Annotated in this window: 19 protein-coding genes; 10 read left to right on the top strand and 9 right to left on the bottom strand. The window is 62.5% G+C overall.

The window, feature by feature from the left end:
• Window positions 1–33: 33 nt before the first annotated feature.
• Complete coding sequence (locus tag H8S34_RS01430; RefSeq protein ID WP_186962838.1) at window positions 34–330, bottom strand: hypothetical protein; 297 nt, start codon at window positions 328–330, stop codon at window positions 34–36.
• A gap of 211 nt (window positions 331–541) precedes the next feature.
• Here H8S34_RS01430 and H8S34_RS01425 point away from each other — a divergent pair, with 211 nt between their 5' ends.
• From H8S34_RS01425 to H8S34_RS01395, 7 genes are all read left to right on the top strand, one after another.
• Window positions 542–742 (top strand): helix-turn-helix domain-containing protein, encoded by a 201-nt coding sequence (locus H8S34_RS01425; protein ID WP_186962837.1) that lies wholly within the window; start codon window positions 542–544, stop codon window positions 740–742.
• Window positions 743–926: 184 nt separating this feature from the next.
• Window positions 927–1,850: a metal ABC transporter substrate-binding protein gene (locus H8S34_RS01420; protein ID WP_366485538.1), complete on the top strand. Its 924-nt coding sequence runs from the start codon at window positions 927–929 to the stop codon at window positions 1,848–1,850.
• Complete coding sequence (locus H8S34_RS01415; RefSeq protein ID WP_101693585.1) at window positions 1,847–2,614, top strand: metal ABC transporter ATP-binding protein; 768 nt, start codon at window positions 1,847–1,849, stop codon at window positions 2,612–2,614. The genes H8S34_RS01420 and H8S34_RS01415 overlap by 4 nt, the downstream gene beginning before the upstream one ends.
• Before the next feature lies 1 nt (window position 2,615).
• A complete protein-coding gene (locus H8S34_RS01410) occupies window positions 2,616–3,464 on the top strand; it encodes a metal ABC transporter permease (RefSeq protein ID WP_186962836.1) in 849 nt (282 codons plus the stop codon).
• A 21-nt stretch (window positions 3,465–3,485) separates the two neighbouring features.
• The gene (locus H8S34_RS01405; RefSeq protein ID WP_180956888.1) at window positions 3,486–3,638 is read left to right on the top strand and encodes a hypothetical protein; all 153 of its coding nucleotides are present in this window, start codon (window positions 3,486–3,488) and stop codon (window positions 3,636–3,638) included.
• A 17-nt stretch (window positions 3,639–3,655) separates the two neighbouring features.
• Window positions 3,656–4,525, top strand: a complete 870-nt coding sequence (locus H8S34_RS01400) for a patatin-like phospholipase family protein (RefSeq protein WP_186962835.1) — start codon at window positions 3,656–3,658, stop codon at window positions 4,523–4,525.
• Window positions 4,526–4,666: 141 nt separating this feature from the next.
• Window positions 4,667–6,034, top strand: a complete 1,368-nt coding sequence (locus H8S34_RS01395) for a citrate/2-methylcitrate synthase (protein WP_101693582.1) — start codon at window positions 4,667–4,669, stop codon at window positions 6,032–6,034.
• Window positions 6,035–6,109: 75 nt separating this feature from the next.
• On the opposite strand, the gene H8S34_RS01390 is transcribed toward H8S34_RS01395, so the two are convergent.
• The 8 genes from H8S34_RS01390 to spoVAD form a co-directional block, all read right to left on the bottom strand.
• Window positions 6,110–7,405 (bottom strand): polysaccharide deacetylase family protein, encoded by a 1,296-nt coding sequence (locus tag H8S34_RS01390; RefSeq protein ID WP_186962834.1) that lies wholly within the window; start codon window positions 7,403–7,405, stop codon window positions 6,110–6,112.
• Window positions 7,406–7,588: 183 nt separating this feature from the next.
• Complete coding sequence (locus tag H8S34_RS01385; protein WP_101693580.1) at window positions 7,589–8,095, bottom strand: Gx transporter family protein; 507 nt, start codon at window positions 8,093–8,095, stop codon at window positions 7,589–7,591.
• Between the two features lie 31 nt (window positions 8,096–8,126).
• The gene (locus H8S34_RS01380; protein ID WP_101693579.1) at window positions 8,127–9,008 is read right to left on the bottom strand and encodes a 4Fe-4S binding protein; all 882 of its coding nucleotides are present in this window, start codon (window positions 9,006–9,008) and stop codon (window positions 8,127–8,129) included.
• Complete coding sequence (locus H8S34_RS01375) at window positions 8,992–9,138, bottom strand: CD1871A family CXXC motif-containing protein (protein ID WP_180956887.1); 147 nt, start codon at window positions 9,136–9,138, stop codon at window positions 8,992–8,994. Before H8S34_RS01375 ends, H8S34_RS01380 begins: the two co-directional genes overlap by 17 nt.
• Window positions 9,135–9,731 carry a TlpA family protein disulfide reductase gene (locus tag H8S34_RS01370; protein ID WP_101693578.1) on the bottom strand — a complete coding sequence of 199 codons (597 nt, stop codon included), beginning with the start codon at window positions 9,729–9,731 and terminating at the stop codon, window positions 9,135–9,137. The genes H8S34_RS01375 and H8S34_RS01370 overlap by 4 nt, the downstream gene beginning before the upstream one ends.
• A gap of 82 nt (window positions 9,732–9,813) precedes the next feature.
• Window positions 9,814–10,371: a phosphodiesterase gene (yfcE, locus tag H8S34_RS01365; protein WP_101693577.1), complete on the bottom strand. Its 558-nt coding sequence runs from the start codon at window positions 10,369–10,371 to the stop codon at window positions 9,814–9,816.
• A gap of 138 nt (window positions 10,372–10,509) precedes the next feature.
• Window positions 10,510–10,878 (bottom strand): stage V sporulation protein AE, encoded by a 369-nt coding sequence (spoVAE, locus tag H8S34_RS01360; protein WP_101693576.1) that lies wholly within the window; start codon window positions 10,876–10,878, stop codon window positions 10,510–10,512.
• A 12-nt stretch (window positions 10,879–10,890) separates the two neighbouring features.
• A complete protein-coding gene (gene spoVAD / locus H8S34_RS01355; RefSeq protein ID WP_186962833.1) occupies window positions 10,891–11,904 on the bottom strand; it encodes a stage V sporulation protein AD in 1,014 nt (337 codons plus the stop codon).
• A 215-nt stretch (window positions 11,905–12,119) separates the two neighbouring features.
• On the opposite strand from spoVAD, the gene H8S34_RS01350 reads away from it, so the two are divergent.
• From H8S34_RS01350 to guaB, 3 genes are read left to right on the top strand one after another with little or no spacing between them, the layout of a single operon-like run.
• Entirely contained in the window at window positions 12,120–12,728 is a 609-nt protein-coding gene (locus H8S34_RS01350) for a hypothetical protein (RefSeq protein WP_101693574.1), read from the top strand.
• A gap of 23 nt (window positions 12,729–12,751) precedes the next feature.
• Window positions 12,752–13,498 carry an acyl-[acyl-carrier-protein] thioesterase gene (locus H8S34_RS01345; RefSeq protein WP_101693573.1) on the top strand — a complete coding sequence of 249 codons (747 nt, stop codon included), beginning with the start codon at window positions 12,752–12,754 and terminating at the stop codon, window positions 13,496–13,498.
• A gap of 58 nt (window positions 13,499–13,556) precedes the next feature.
• Window positions 13,557–15,032 (top strand): IMP dehydrogenase, encoded by a 1,476-nt coding sequence (gene guaB, locus H8S34_RS01340; RefSeq protein ID WP_101693572.1) that lies wholly within the window; start codon window positions 13,557–13,559, stop codon window positions 15,030–15,032.
• The last annotated feature ends 13 nt before the right edge of the window (window positions 15,033–15,045 follow it).

Below are 15,045 nucleotides of genomic sequence, written 5' to 3'. Positions count from 1 at the left end.
ATCCGTTCACGCAGGCGTTTTTACATTGAAAGGTTAAGTCTTTACCGGAATTGTTCTCAATAAGGAGTTTAATCTCCGGTCCAAAGATTCCGTCCATTTCGAGGCTTTTGCTGTGATTTTTACTCCGGATTCCTCCAGAAGTACCGTTTCAGGAATCGTCACTTCTTCCGGCTCCGTTTTTCCTGCCTGCTCGCTCGGCTGTGCTTCTGCACCGCTGTTTCCAGTCGTAACAGAGGAAGCGTCTTTGATTTCTCCACCGGAAGAATCTCCGCAGGCGGCGAAGGACATCACGATGACGAGGGAAAGGATAGCGGCTAAAACTCTTTTCATGTTCTCTTCTCCTTTACTTTGCATCTTGTGGCATGAAAATAACTCCAATATTACCAGACAAACATACAGCTCAGCATTTCTTTTCCCGCCACATTTGGGTTCAGTATACCAAGTTTAAAAATATATGTCAATAATCGTATATATGAGTTATCGTATATATTAAAAATCGCACATACTTCCTATACTTCATAGTAATAGGAGGTACTGGTAGATGATCAGCTATGAACCGTTATTTCGGACAATGAAGGAAAAGGGGATCACATCCTATCGTTTGGGAAAAATGGGATTTCCCTTATCGAATTATTATGCTATGAAGCGTGGTGAGAATATATCTACACACACATTAAACCAGTTATGTAAATTACTTCAATGCAAAGTAGAAGATATATTGGAATATTTAGACGAAGAATGAACTGCGGATATGGGGAATGATCCTGTATCTGTGGTTTTTTATATCATAAAATATGACTTGAGTGCACCTGTTGGAGCATATTTGGACCCTAAATCAGGATTTTACAAATCCGGGCAAATAGGATATAATAAAGTGTTATAAATCCCTATAATTCCCTATAGGACCTAGATTCTGAGGTGCTTGCGTGAAAAAAACTTACCTGGCAGGCCTGGCGGCCTGCGCACTCCTGCTGACCTCCTGCGCGCCTGCGGGGGAGGGGAAGCAGGATCTGCCCACCGTAGCGGCCACCACCTGGCCGGTCTACTGCTTTGCCTCCGCGGTGGCGGAGGGCGTGGAGGAGATCCGGGTGGTGCCGGTGGTGAATGAGCCCATGAGCTGTCTCCATGACTATACCCTGTCCATCCGGGACATGAAGGCCCTGGACGGGGCAGACCTGATCCTGGAAAACGGCGTGGGGATGGAGGACTTCATGGCGGATGCCGTGGCTGCGTCCAGAACGCCGGTGGTGGACTGCTCCGCCGGCGTGGAGCTGCGCCACCTGGACGAGGACGAGGAGGGCCATGTCCACGAGGAACACGAGGGGCATGACCACGGCGAGTATGACCCCCACATCTGGATGGACCCGGAGCGGGCCGCCGTGATGACCGGGACCATCGCCCAGGCTCTGGCCCAGTGGGACCCGGACCATGCCGAGACCTACTATACCAACGCCCAGGCGGCCCAGGAGAAGCTGTGCGCCCTGGCGGAGGAGGGGCGGGAGACCCTGTCCGGCCTGACCAATCGGGAGCTCATCACCTTCCACGACGGCTTCGGCTATTTTGCCGAGGCCTTTGACCTGCACATCCTCAAGGCCATTGAGGAGGAGGAGGGGAGCGAGACCTCCGCCCGGGAGTTCAAGGAGCTGGTGGAGCTCATCCGCGCCGAGGAGATCCCGGCGGTCTTCACCGAGGTCAACGGCTCGGACGCCACGGCCCGGGCCCTCTCCCGGGAGACGGGGGTGACCAGCGCCCCCCTCACCATGATCATGAGCGGAGAGGGGAGCGGCCTGGACCCCTACCTGGAGGCCATGGAATCCAATCTTGAGACCATTTTGGAGGCACTTGCATGAGCGTACAGAAACATCAGAATGCCGGAGAGGGGTGCACGGGCGCCTGCTGTCTCCGGCTGGACAAGCTGGGGGTGGACATCGGCGGAGACTCCATTCTCCACGACGTGAGCTTCCACCTCCACTGCGGGGAGATCGTGGCCCTCATCGGGCCCAACGGCGCGGGAAAGAGCTCTCTATTCCGGGCCATCCTGGGGCAGATCGGCCACACCGGCAGCATCGACTTCCAGCAGGCCGGCGGGAGCCGGACCCGCCCCCTCATCGGCTATGTGCCCCAGAGCCCCAGCTTTGACCGGGGGGACCCGGTGAGCGTGCTGGACTTTTTTGCGGCGGCCATCTCGGACTGGCCGGTCTTTCTGCCCACACCCCGCCGGCTGCGGGAGCGGGTGCGCAGCTGTCTGGAGCGGGTCCACGGGGCCTCCCTCATCGACAAGCGCCTGGGGGCCCTCTCGGGCGGCGAGCTCCAGCGGGTGCTGCTGGCCCTGGCGCTGGAGCCGCTGCCCCACATCCTGATCCTGGACGAGCCCCTCTCCGGCGTGGACATCGACGGGGAGCGGCAGCTCCTGGACATGCTGGATGAGATCCGGCGCAGCTATGATCTCTCCATCCTCCTCTCCACCCACGACTTTGCCACCCTGGAGCAGTTTGCCGACAAGGTGGTCCTCCTCAAGAGCAGCGTGCTGCGGGTGGGCCCGCCCCGGGAGGTCCTCACCTCGCCGGAGTTCCGGGAGGTATTCCATCTGGATCTGCGAAAGGAGGGGATGTAACATGGAGCTGTGGTATGCTCTGGTAGAACTGCTCCCCTTTGAGTGGGCCCAGCCGGACAGCATGTATTTCATGAAAAACGCGCTGCTGGCCATCCTGGTGATCTCGCCCCTCTTTGGCCTGCTCTCCACGATGGTGGTGGAGAGCCGGATGTCCTTCTTCTCCGACGCGCTGGGCCACTCGGCCTTTACCGGGATCGCCATCGGGTCCCTGTGCGGTCTGGCCGAGCCCATGTGGTGCGCGGTGGTCTTTGCGGTGATCTTTGCCGTGCTGTTTACCTACGTCCGCCGACACACCAACCTGGCCAGCGACACGGTGATCGGGGTCTTTTCCTCCACGGCGGTGGCCCTGGGCATCTTCATCGCCACCCTGGGCGGGGGAAGCTTTACCAAATTCAACGCCCTGCTGGTGGGCGATATCCTGAGCGTGGAGCCGGGAAAGATCGGCCTCCTGGCGGCCATCCTGCTGGTGGTGGTCGTGCTGTGGGTGTGCTCCTTCAACCAGCTGATGCTCGCTTCGGTCCATCCGGCCCTGGCCGACAGCCGGGGCATCCGGGTGTTCTGGCAGGAGAGCCTCTTTGCCGCCGCCATCGCCGTGGTGGTGACGGTGTCCATGACTTGGGTGGGCCTGCTGGTCATCAACTCGCTTCTGGTGCTGCCCGCGGCGGCGGGGCGGAATCTGGCCCGGAACCTGCGGCAGTATCATCTCTTCTCGGTGGTGGGCGCCCTGGTGGCCGGAATTGCGGGGCTCTTGACCTCCTATCAGGTGGGGGCCTCCACCGGCGCGTGCATCACCCTCTATCTGGCGATCTATTTTGCGCTGACCTTCTGTTTCCGCACCCGGCGGATGTAAGAAAAGAAGGGGGAACACTTCATGAAACAACGGCAGAGTCTTCAAATCGTCCTGGTCCTGGTGCTGCTGGCACTTTTGGTGGGCGCGCTGTCCTACTGGGATGGACAGCACCGGAGGGAAGGGCCCCCGGGCCAGACCTCTGCCGTCTGTATGACGGTCCCAGCCGTGGGATAGAAAGAAGGAATGAAACCATGAAAACGGGAATCGTGCTGGAGGGCGGAGCGCTGCGCACCATCTTCTCCAGCGGCGTGACGGACGGCCTGCTGCGGGGCGGGGTGGACTTCTCCTATGTGGTGGGGGTCTCCGCCGGGATCGCCTACGGGGTGAGCTACCTCTCGGGGCAGTTCGGGCGGAATCTGGAGATTCTGACCCGCTATGCCAACGATAAGCGGTATATGAGCAAGCGCAACCTCCTCCGTCCGGGCAACCACTGCTACTTCGGCCTGCGCTTTACCTATGAGGAGATTCCCAACCGCCTGGTCCCCTTTGACTATGAGACCTTTGCCGCCTGGCCTGGAAAGGCCGAGGCGGTGGTCACCAACCTGGAGACCGGGCGGCCCGAGTACCTGGAGGTCCCCCGCCGGGACGACCAGTTCCTGCTCTTACAGGCCACCTGCGCCATGCCCCTGCTCTTTCCCATCTACGAGCTGAACGGGATCAAGTGCCTGGACGGCGGGGCGGCCGACGCCATCCCCTTCCGGCGGGCCTTCCAGCAGGGATGCGACCGGGTGGTGGTGGTCCTCACCCGGGAGCGGAGCTACCGCCGGCAGCCGGAGAAGCTCCAGCCCCTCATCGACCTGCGCTATCACAAGTATCCCCATTTCTGCGAGACCATGCGCCGCCGGGCCGAGACCTACAACGCCGACCGGGAGGAGCTCTTCCGCCTGGAGCGGGAGGGAAAGGTCCTGCTGCTGGCCCCCGAGGACACCCGTGGATTCTCCCGGGTGGAGCGGGATGTGGACAAGATCCGCGCCCTCTGGCAGTCCGGCTATGACCAGGCCATGGAGCGCATGGAGGAGATCCGGGACTTTCTCGGCCTGGAGGAGACGGCGGGGCGGTAAAACGGTTTTGCAGGAAAATTTACAGGACCATTCATAATCTGGTAACATTTTTATGCTACAATAGACCTCAAACAATTGCGCCATAGGAGGCAAAAGTGTATGGTGCCGTGGAAAAAGTGCGCATAGAATGGAGGTTTTTGTATGGCGAGCAATCCGAATTACGGCGTCGTGACCGAAGAGATCCGGTGCTTGGCGGCCCTGACCCAAGAGAATAGTTGCATTAACCCGGATGACTACGTGCGTTATGACGTCAAGCGCGGTCTGCGAGACCTGAACGGCAAGGGCGTCGTGGCCGGTCTGACGGAGATTTCTGATATTGTGGCCAAGCAGGTGGTCAACGGTGAGAGCGTCCCCTGTGAGGGCAAGCTCTATTACCGGGGCATCAATGTGGAAGACCTGGTACAGGGCGTGCTGAAGGAGGGGCGCTACGGCTTTGAGGAGACGGCGTACCTTCTGATGCTGGGCCAGCTGCCCAATGAGGCCCAGCTCCGGGAGTTTTGCGGACAGCTCTCCTACTACCGCACCCTGCCCAACAACTTTGTGCGGGACATCATCCTCAAGGCCCCCAGCCGGGACATCATGAACTCCCTGGCCCGGAGCGTGCTCAACCTGGCCTCCTATGACGAGGACGCTGACGACATCTCCCTGCCCAATGTGATGCGCCAGTGCCTCCAGCTGCTGGCGGTCTTTCCCATGCTGGCAGTGTACGGCTATCAGGCCTACAACTACAAGAGCGGCAGCAGCCTGTACATCCACGCCCCCCAGCCCGAGCACTCCACCGCCGAGAGCATCCTGGCCCTCCTGCGGCCCGATTCGGCCTACTCCTACTGGGAGGCCCACGTGCTGGACATCTGCCTGATGCTCCACGCCGAGCACGGCGGCGGCAACAACTCCACCTTTACCACCCACGTGGTCACCTCCTCGGGGACCGACACCTATTCCTGCATCGCAGCCGCCCTGGCCTCCCTGAAGGGCCCCCGGCACGGCGGTGCCAACATCAAGGTCATCCAGATGTTTGAGGACATGAAGCAGGTGGTCCGGGACTGGAAGGACGAGGACGAGGTGCGGGCCTATCTCCGGGCCCTGCTGGACAAGCGGGCCTTTGACAAGTCCGGCCTGATCTACGGCATGGGCCACGCGGTCTACTCCCTGTCCGATCCCCGTGCCAACATTCTCCACGGGATGGTGGAAAAGCTCTCCCGGGAGAAGGGACGCATGGAGGAGTACGAGCTCTACTCCCTGGTGGAGCGCCTGGGTCCCGAGGTCATCTCCGGCGAGCGGAAGATGTACAAGGGCGTATCGGCCAACGTGGACTTCTACTCCGGCTTTGTCTATCACATGCTGGACCTGCCCCAGGAGCTCTATACCCCCCTCTTCGCCATGGCCCGCATGGCAGGCTGGGGCGCCCACCGGATGGAGGAGCTCATCAACATGGGCAAGATCATCCGGCCCGCCTATCAGTATGTGGGCACCCATCAGGATTACCTGCCCCTCAAGGAGCGGGACTGAGCGCCCAGACATCCATGAAAAAGCCCCCGGCTGTCCTCCCGCAACAGGGAGGATAGCCGGGGGTTTGTTTTGTACTCAGGCGCCGGGCTTCTGGATCTGGTCCAGGATGGAGGCCTTTTCGGCCCAGTTGTTGCCGTAGTCGGGGCGGTGGACGGTATCCATGATGTCCCGCACGTCATAGAACTGGGTGTAGTGGTGTCCGCCGTAGCGCAGGGTGGTCCCGTCCGGATGGAGCCGGTCGCAGATGACGGCGGAGAGATCGTCCTTAATGTAGGAGAAGGAGTTGACGCCCACGCTGGCGAAGATCCGGAAGCCCTGGCTCTGGAGGTACTGGAGCTTGGGGCCGGTCTGATGCCAGTCGTCCTCGTCGGGGCGGGCGCCGTGGGGATAGAAGAGGATATTGGTGGGACCCACCAGGGAGCCCACCTCCTCGGCCCAGCGGACGGTGTCCCGCTTGACCCAGTCCAGATCCACCTTGGAGGAGCCCAGGTTGATGTGGCCCCAGGTGTGGGAACCGAAGGTCCAGCCGGTGTCCTTGAGGCGCTGAATGATGGGCTTGACCGCCTCGATCTCGGCCTGGCGGTTGGCGTCAAAGGCGGGACGGCGGGGGTCGTCGGCGGCGATGTCGATGTCGTTCTGGGTCCGGTAGCCCAGGATGCCCTCATAGCCGGTGAGGGAGAAGCAGCCCTTGGCGCCGTTGAGGGAGAAGTCCGGGTGGGCCCGGACAAACTGGTCCAGAATGGGAGTGGCGTCCAGATCCTGGGTGAGGAAGGTCTCCTTGGTGTTGGGATCGGTGCACTCAGCCCAGATGTCCCCGTCCTCGCCCAGCACCAGCTTGGAGGTGAAGCCCTCGGCCAGCATGTACTCGTAGTAGTTCACATCGTCAAAGGAGAGGACCAGGGGCTTCTTGCCCTCGGGCAGCATGAGGGTGTTGCGCTGCATCCGGGACTCGCCGCTCTCGGTGGTGTACTCGCTCCACACATCGCACATGTTGACCAGGATGTAGTCCCGCCGGTAGAGCTCGTCCAGGATCTTCTTGAACTCGTCGGCGGTGAGCATCCAGTCGTCCAGGCCCTTCTGCCGGTTCTCCGGCACGGCGCTGGAGAAGGTGAACTCCGGATAGGCGATGACCGGGTGGAAGAAGAGATGCTCCACCACCTGGTTGGGGCCCCAGGCCTGGGTGAGCTGGTCCTCCGACCAGTAGGTGCGCACGGCCTCCTCCGGGTCGGGCGTGGGTGTGGGCGTGGGGGCCGGGGCGGCGGAGGCGCTCGGCTCCGGTCCGGGTGTTGCGCCGGGCTTTTGGCAGGCGGCCAGAGAAAAGGTCATCAGCAGGGCCAGAGAAAAGGCCGCGCCGCGTTTCAGGCAATTCATAAAGCTCGCATCCTCTCTTTATCATCTGTATTTCCGGAGGAAGGAGGAGAAGACGGCGTCCCAGGGGACGATGCTCCTCCGGCAGACACTATCATAGCGCGGAAAGGACCGAAAAAAACCACAAACAGGTTACAAATTCTTACGAAATTCCGTCGAATCGTGTAAGATTTGGAAAAGGCCCGGTCAGGCGGCAGAGAAGGGTGCGGGCACCCGCCGCACCAGCAGGAGGGAGACCGCCCCGGTGACCGCCCCTGTCACCAGAGAGCAGAGGAGCAGCGGGGCCAGATAGACCAGCGGGGCCCGGCTGCCCAGCACAGCCATGGCGGCCAGGATCTGCCCGGTGTTGTGGGCGGCGGCCCCGGCGATGGATACGCCGTAGAGGGAGAGGGCGGGGAGCCGGAGCAGGAGGGCCATGACCCCCAGTGCCAGCAGTCCGCCGGTCAGGGAGAAGGCCAGGGCCATCAGATTGCCCCCCAGAAGGTTGCCCAGGAAGCAGCGGGCCAGGAGGATGAGGAGAGCCTCCCGCCCGGAGAGGCGGCACAGGGCGTATACCGTCACCAGATTGGCCAGGCCCAGCCGCAGGCCGGGCAGGGGGATGAGGATGGTCAGCGGGGCCAGACCCTCGGCCACCGAGAGGGCCAGGGCCAGAGCCGTCAGTACGGCGCAGCGGGTCAGTCGGGAAACAGACAAGGCGGGCGCTCCTTTCACAGCAGGGGAGAAATCAGGATCTGCCCCGGCAGGCCCTGCGCAGCTGGGCCGGGGTGGAGGTGATGGCGCCGGTGGGACAGGCCTGGAGGCAGTCGCCGCAGCGGATGCACTCCACGCTGTTGGGGCGCTGCCAGACCGGGATGTCCAGCTTACAGGCGCTCTGGCAGTGGCCGCAGCTGGTACAGCGGTGGGCGTCCACCTTCAGCCGGTACAGGGAGATGGGGTTCAAGAGGCCGTAAATGGCCCCCAGGGGACACAGGTACCGGCAGAAGGGACGGTAGACCAGAAGAGAGAGCACGATCAGCAGGATGAGGAGCAGACTCTTCCAGGCAAAGAGAAACCCGAGGACGTCCCGCAGCATGGGATTGACGGCGGCCAGGGGCCAGCCGGCCAGCAGGGTGCCGGAGGGGCAGACGTACTTGCAGAACCAGGGGGAGCCCTGTCCGAAGGCGTCCACCGCAAAGAGGGGGAGCAGGATGACAAAGCCGATCAGCAGCAGGTATTTGATCCTGCGCAGCCATTTCTCCCCGGGCAGACGGCGCAGCTTCCGCACGAAGGGGATCTTGTGGAGCAGGTCCTGCACCAGGCCGAAGGGACACAGCCAGCCGCACACAAAGCGGCCCAGGGCCGCGCCGATGAACATCAGAAAGCCCAGCACATACAGAGCGGTCCTGGCCCGGCCGCTGGCCAGGGTGGACTGGAGGGCGCCCAGGGGGCAGGCGCCCAGCGCGCCGGGGCAGGAGTAGCAGTTGAGCCCCGGGACGCAGTAGGCCTTGGAGGGACCCTTCCAGATGGTCCCGGAGGTAAAGCCCTGCACATAGCCGTTGGTGAGGGCGGTCCAGGCCAGCTGGACCCAGGTCCGGAGACCGCGGCGCTTCTTATCCAATGCCAACACACTCCAGACAGAGATTCACGGCCTTCATAAAGACCGCGTCCCGTCCCCCCAGACGGGTGCCCACCACCATCAGGGCCGCCCCCAGCCCCAGCACAAGCAGGGTGGGGAGAAAGGCGCGCACATTCTTCACTGCACTTCCTCCAGGGTCTCCTCAATGACGGCGGCCCACTGGTCCTTGGTCTTGGCCCCCATGTAAAACTTCCCCACCTGGTTGCCCTCGGAGTCCACAAAGAAGGTGGAGGGCAGGGCGTAGATCTGCCCCAGGATGGGATAGAGGCTCTCCGAGGGGAGAAGATTGGTGTAGGTGACGCCCGAGCCCTCCGCGATGGTGCGGGCCTCCTCCACCTGCTCCGGATTGAGGGTGCCGTCCTGGTTGAGCACGTCGCTGACGATGCCCACGATCTGGAAGCCCTGGTCGGCATACTCGGTGTGCAGCTCGGCCAGCGCGGGCATCTCCTCCTTGCAGGGGGGACAGAAGGTACCCCAGACGTTGATCATGGTCAGGTCATAGTCGGCCAGGATGGACTGGTCCACCGCCTGGTCGTTCAGGTCGGTGGCGGTAAAGACGCTGAGGACGCCGCTCTGTTCCTGGGCCGTATCCTCCGCAGCGGCAGAGGGCGAGGGGGAGGGAGAGGGAGAGGCGGCGGTGGTTCCGCCGCCGCAGGCGCTCAGGGTACAGGCCAGCAGCAGAGCCGAGGGGAGCAAGAGTCGGGGAAATTTCATAAAATACTCCTTATAGATTTGGAATCAATGGGGGATTGCGGTAGTTTGATTCTACCACAGGGGAGCGGGAACGTCCATGTCTTTACCGGGCAGGGGACATGGACCAGGCCTGAAAGACGTGTCCGTCCTCCAGGTCCTTCCACTGGAAGCGGCCGTCCTCCAGCAGCAGGACGCTGTGGGGGCTGTTCTCTTTGGGGATGGAGACCGAGCCGGGGTTGAGATAGGTAAAGACCGGCCCCTCCACACAGACCGGGACGTGGGTATGTCCGTGGAGCAAAATGTCTCCGGGCTGGAGCTTGGGCGGGTGGTCCAGGTGAAACTGGTGCCCGTGGGTGGCGAAAATCAGGTGCTCCCCCTCCTGGAGGAGGGCATAGTCGGCCAGGACGGGAAAGTCCAGCACCATCTGATCCACTTCCGCCTCGCAGTTGCCCCGGACGCACAGGATCTGGGAGGCGAGGGGGTTGAGCATGGCGATGACCTCCTTGGGGGCATAGTCCCGGGGCAGGTCGTTGCGGGGCCCGTGGTAGAGCAGGTCCCCCAGCAGGAGCAGCCGGTGGGCGCCCTCGGTGTGGAAGGCATCCAGCAGGCGGGCTGTCCAGTAAGCCGACCCGTGCAGGTCGGAAGCGATGAGCCATTTCATGAGCGGATACTCCTTTGCGTTGGAATACGATTGAGTATACCACAAAGACATGGGGAAAGAAAAGAGCGCCTGTCCCCCAAACGGGTGGACAGGCGCTCAGCGTGCGTGAATAGGTTCGACCGCTTTTTCAAACAGGCTTTAGGACTTTGGCTTTGGCTTGAAGAGAAGGGCCACCAGGTAGCCAAAGAAGATGGCGGCGGTGATCCCTCCGGCGGCGGCAGTGATCCCGCCGGTGAGCGCCCCCATCACGCCCTGTTCCTCCACCGCCTTGCGCACGCCCTTGGCCAGCAGATAGCCGAACCCGGTCAGGGGGACGGTGGCCCCGGCGCCGGCAAAGTCCACCAGATGTTCATAGATCCCCAGCCCGCCCAGGACCACGCCGGAGACCACATAGGTCACCAGGATCTTGGCAGGCGTGAGGGAGGTCTTGTCAATGAGCAGCTGTCCGATCAGACACAGGACGCCCCCGCACAGAAAGGCGCGGGCATATTCCCAAAAGAGATCCATATGCATTCCTCCTTAGACCTGGGTGGAGATGGCCACCGCGTGGCAGATGGCTGGGATGCTCTCCCCCTGCATGGTGGAGGTGGGGGAGAGGAGGGCGCCGGTGCCGCAGAACAGGATGTGCTTCCACCGGCCCTGGAGCATGCCCTGGAGCAGGTGCCCTGCCAGCACCACCGCGGAGCAGCCGCAGCCCGAGCCGCCGCAGTGGACGTCCTGCCCCTCCAGATCGTAGATGAGCACCCCGCAGTCCACCAGGTTTTTCAGATCCACGCCGTCCCGGTGGAAAAAGTCCAGCACGATCTCATGGCCCAGCTTGCCCAGATCCCCCGTGACGATGAGATCGTAGAAGGAGGGCTTGCGCCCCGTGTCCGAGAGATGGGTGCGGATGGTGTCGTAGGCCGCCGGGGCCATGGCGGCCCCCATATTGGCCGGGTCCTGGATGCCCTTGTCTACGATCTTGCCGGTGGTGACATGGGTCACATAGGGGCCGCTCCCCTCGGCGGTCAGGATGAGCGCGCCCGACCCGGTCACCGTCCACTGGGCGGTGGGGGTGCGCTGGCCGCCGTATTCCAGGGGGGTGCGGTACTGCCGCTCGGCGGAGCAGAAATGGGAGGAGGTCACGGCGGCCGTCAGGGTGCCGAACCCCCCGTCCAGCAGCATGGCCGCCAGAGAGAGGGACTCGGACATGGTGGAGCAGGCCCCATACAGGCCGAAAAAGGGGACGTCGGTCCCCCGGACGGCAAATCCGGTGCCGATGCACTGGTTGAGCAGGTCCCCGGCCAGGATATAATCCAGACAGGAGGCGGCCTTTCCCGCCTTCTCCAGGGCGGCGGACAGGGCCAGACGCTGCATGGCGCTCTCGGCCTTCTCCCAGCTGGTCTCGCCGAAGGTGTCATCCGCGCCGATCTGGTCAAAGGTGGCGGCCAGCGGCCCCTCGCCCTCTTTTTTTCCCACCACGCTGGCAAAGCCGGCGATGGAAGGAGGGCGCGTCAGAGCCACGGTCTGCTTGCCCCGTCGTTTGCTGTTCATGCCTTTCGCCTCCAAATGTTGTTCTCGGGCCTAGTTTGAACAAAAAGAAAGGGTCTTATGCACGCGGATTTTGTGGGGGGAACGTCTGGTCAAAGCGGGATGTTTCGAGTATAATATTTTTATCCTGTGCGGCCGCGGAAGACAGCGGGCACTCCTTTTGGGGGGAGTGCATGCGCGGCGCGGCGGCACTGCTTTTGTGGAAAAAAGGAGTTTTTATGGCGGAAGAGAAACGAACCATTGCCTATATCTGTCCCGCCTGCCGGCAGAGCGTGATCCTGGAGCGGAGCGTGTTCCAGCTGGCCGCGGCGCCCAATGAGCTGCCTTGTCCCTGCGGGAAATCGGCCCTGCGGGTGGAGATGATGGGAGATCGGGTGCATTTGACCGTGCCCTGTGTCTCCTGCGGAGGCGAGCACCGGGTGACCTGCGCCAGCCATGACTTTCTCCACCGGCGGGGACTGGCCTTCTCCTGCGGGAAGTCGGGCCTGGACTGCTGCTATGTGGGCGAGGAGGACACCGTGTTCGGCGCGGTGCGCCGCCTGGAGGAGGCCGTGGACAAGCTCCACCGGGAGGCCGGCGAGCGGGGCGCGTTCCTGGATGAGATCGTCATGCACGAGGTGCTCTCCGAGATCCGGGACATCGCCAAGCGGGGCGGGATCTCCTGCTCCTGCGGCGGCAAGGAGTGGAAGCTACAGGTCAATTACAGCTCGGTGGACCTGGTCTGTGCCGCGTGCGGGGGCGATCTGCGCATCCCCGCCGCCACCGAGAGCGATATTGAGGACATCTGCTGCAAGCACACCCTCCGCATCCACGGACGCCGGGCGTGACGGCGGAAAGAGGAGGGAAATATATGTATTTCACCTATGAATATACCATTGACTCCCGGGATACCGATCCCTTCAACCAGTGCCGCCCCTCGGCCCTGCTGGGGCTTTTGCAGGAGGCGGCCACCGAGGCGGCCGTGGCCCTGCACGTCTCCCGGGAGGAGACGCTGGAGCGGTACAACTGCTTCTGGATGCTGGCCCGGATGTGGTACCGTCTGGAGCGGCCTCTCCACTGGAATGAGACCGTCACGGTAAAGACCTGGCACCGGGGCGGCAAGGGGGCCTCCACCTACCGGGACTATGACCTGTATGTGGACGGGGTCTATGTGGGCGAGGCGGTCTCCACCTGGGTGCTGGCCGATCTGGAGACCCACAAGCTCCTGCGCCTGTCCAAGGTGCCCGAGTTCACGGGGACCGACGGGGGAGAGCTGTGCAAGGAGCGCACCCTGGGCAAGATCCACCTGCCCGCGGAGATGGCCCTGGCGGAGGAGCGGCGCATGCACTACAGCGACGCTGACGTCAACCGCCATGTGAACAACAGCAAATACGCCGATTTTATCTGCGACGCTTTGCATATGGAGAAGCTGGGCGAGGGGAAGTTCCTCTCGGAGCTCCAGGTGGGATTTTTGGCGGAATGCCTGCCGGGCGAGACCATTGAGGTCTATACCGGCACGGAGAACGGCATGTGGTATGCCCACGGCTCCGACCGGGATGGAAAGAGCCGGTTTGACGCGGCCCTCACCCTTGCGCCCCTTCCGGAAACGGAGGGTTGACAACCTTCGACACAGATAGTAAAATAGGAAAAATTCATTGCAGATAAGGAGATGCACTATGGTCAATACGGATGCAAGCCAGAAGTTTACCAAGCAGGGGCTCACCTTCGATGATGTGCTCCTGGTGCCTGCTGAGAGCAACGTACTCCCCGCGGACATTGACCTGACCACCAAGCTCACCAAGAAGATCACCCTGAACATTCCTCTGATGAGCGCCGCTATGGATACCGTGACGGAGTACCGCATGGCGATCGCCATCGCCCGGGAGGGCGGCATCGGCATCATCCACAAGAACATGTCCATCGGCGCCCAGGCGGAGCAGGTGGATATGGTCAAGCGCTCGGAGAACGGTGTTATCACCAACCCCTTCTGGCTGGCGCCCGGCCACACGCTGGCCGAGGCCGACGAGCTGATGGCCAAGTACCGCATCTCCGGTGTGCCCATCTGTGACAACGGCCGTCTCATCGGTATCATCACCAACCGCGACATGAAGTTTGAGACCGATATGAACCAGCTCATCGACAACGTGATGACCAAGGAGAACCTGGTTACCGCCCGGGAGGGCATCACCCTGGAGGAGGCCAAGGAGATCCTGCGCCGCCACAAGATCGAGAAGCTGCCCCTGGTGGACGAGAAGGGCAACCTGAAGGGCCTCATCACCATCAAGGACATCGAGAAGGCCAGCGTCTACCCCAACTCCGCCCGTGACGAGAAGGGCCGCCTGCTGGTGGGCGCCGCCATCGGCGTTACCTCCGACGTGATGGACCGCGTCTCCGCCCTGGTGGACGCCGGCGCCGACGTGCTGGCTCTGGACTCCGCCCACGGCCACAGCCACAACATTCTGGAGTGCGTCAAGCGCATCAAGGCCCTGTACCCCGACGTGCAGCTCATCGCCGGCAACGTGGCCACCGCCGAGGGTACCCGTGCCCTCATCGAGGCGGGCGCCGACTGTGTGAAGATCGGTATCGGCCCCGGCTCCATCTGCACCACCCGCGTGGTGGCCGGTATCGGCGTGCCCCAGATCACCGCTGTGTATGACGCGGCCTGCGTGGCCGCCGAGTACGGCGTGCCCATCATCGCCGACGGCGGCGTGAAGTACTCCGGCGACATCGCCAAGGCCATCGCCGCCGGCGCCAACGTGGTCATGCTGGGCTCCCTGCTGGCCGGCTGTGAGGAGTCCCCCGGGGACACCGAGGTCTACCAGGGCCGTCAGTTCAAGGTGTACCGCGGCATGGGCTCTCTGGGCGCCATGGCCTGCGGCTCCAAGGACCGCTACTTCCAGCAGAACAACAAGAAGCTGGTGCCCGAGGGCGTCGAGGGCCGCGTCCCCTACAAGGGACTCACCGGCGAGACCATCTATCAGCTCATGGGCGGCCTGCGCGCCGGTATGGGCTACTGCGGCTGCCCCACCATCGCCGATCTTCAGCAGAAGGCTCAGTTCATCCAGATCACGGCGGCCGGCCTGCGGGAGTCTCACCCCCACGATATCTACATCACCAAGGAAGCTCCCAACTACACCGTCAGCCCCCAGTAAACGCAAACACAAG

This window comes from Pseudoflavonifractor hominis, from assembly GCF_014288125.1.
GTDB classification, from domain to species: Bacteria; Bacillota; Clostridia; order Oscillospirales; family Oscillospiraceae; genus Pseudoflavonifractor_A; species Pseudoflavonifractor_A gallinarum.
The sequence above is the reverse complement of the archived record's forward strand: the minus strand, read 5'-3'. Positions and strand labels throughout refer to the sequence as shown.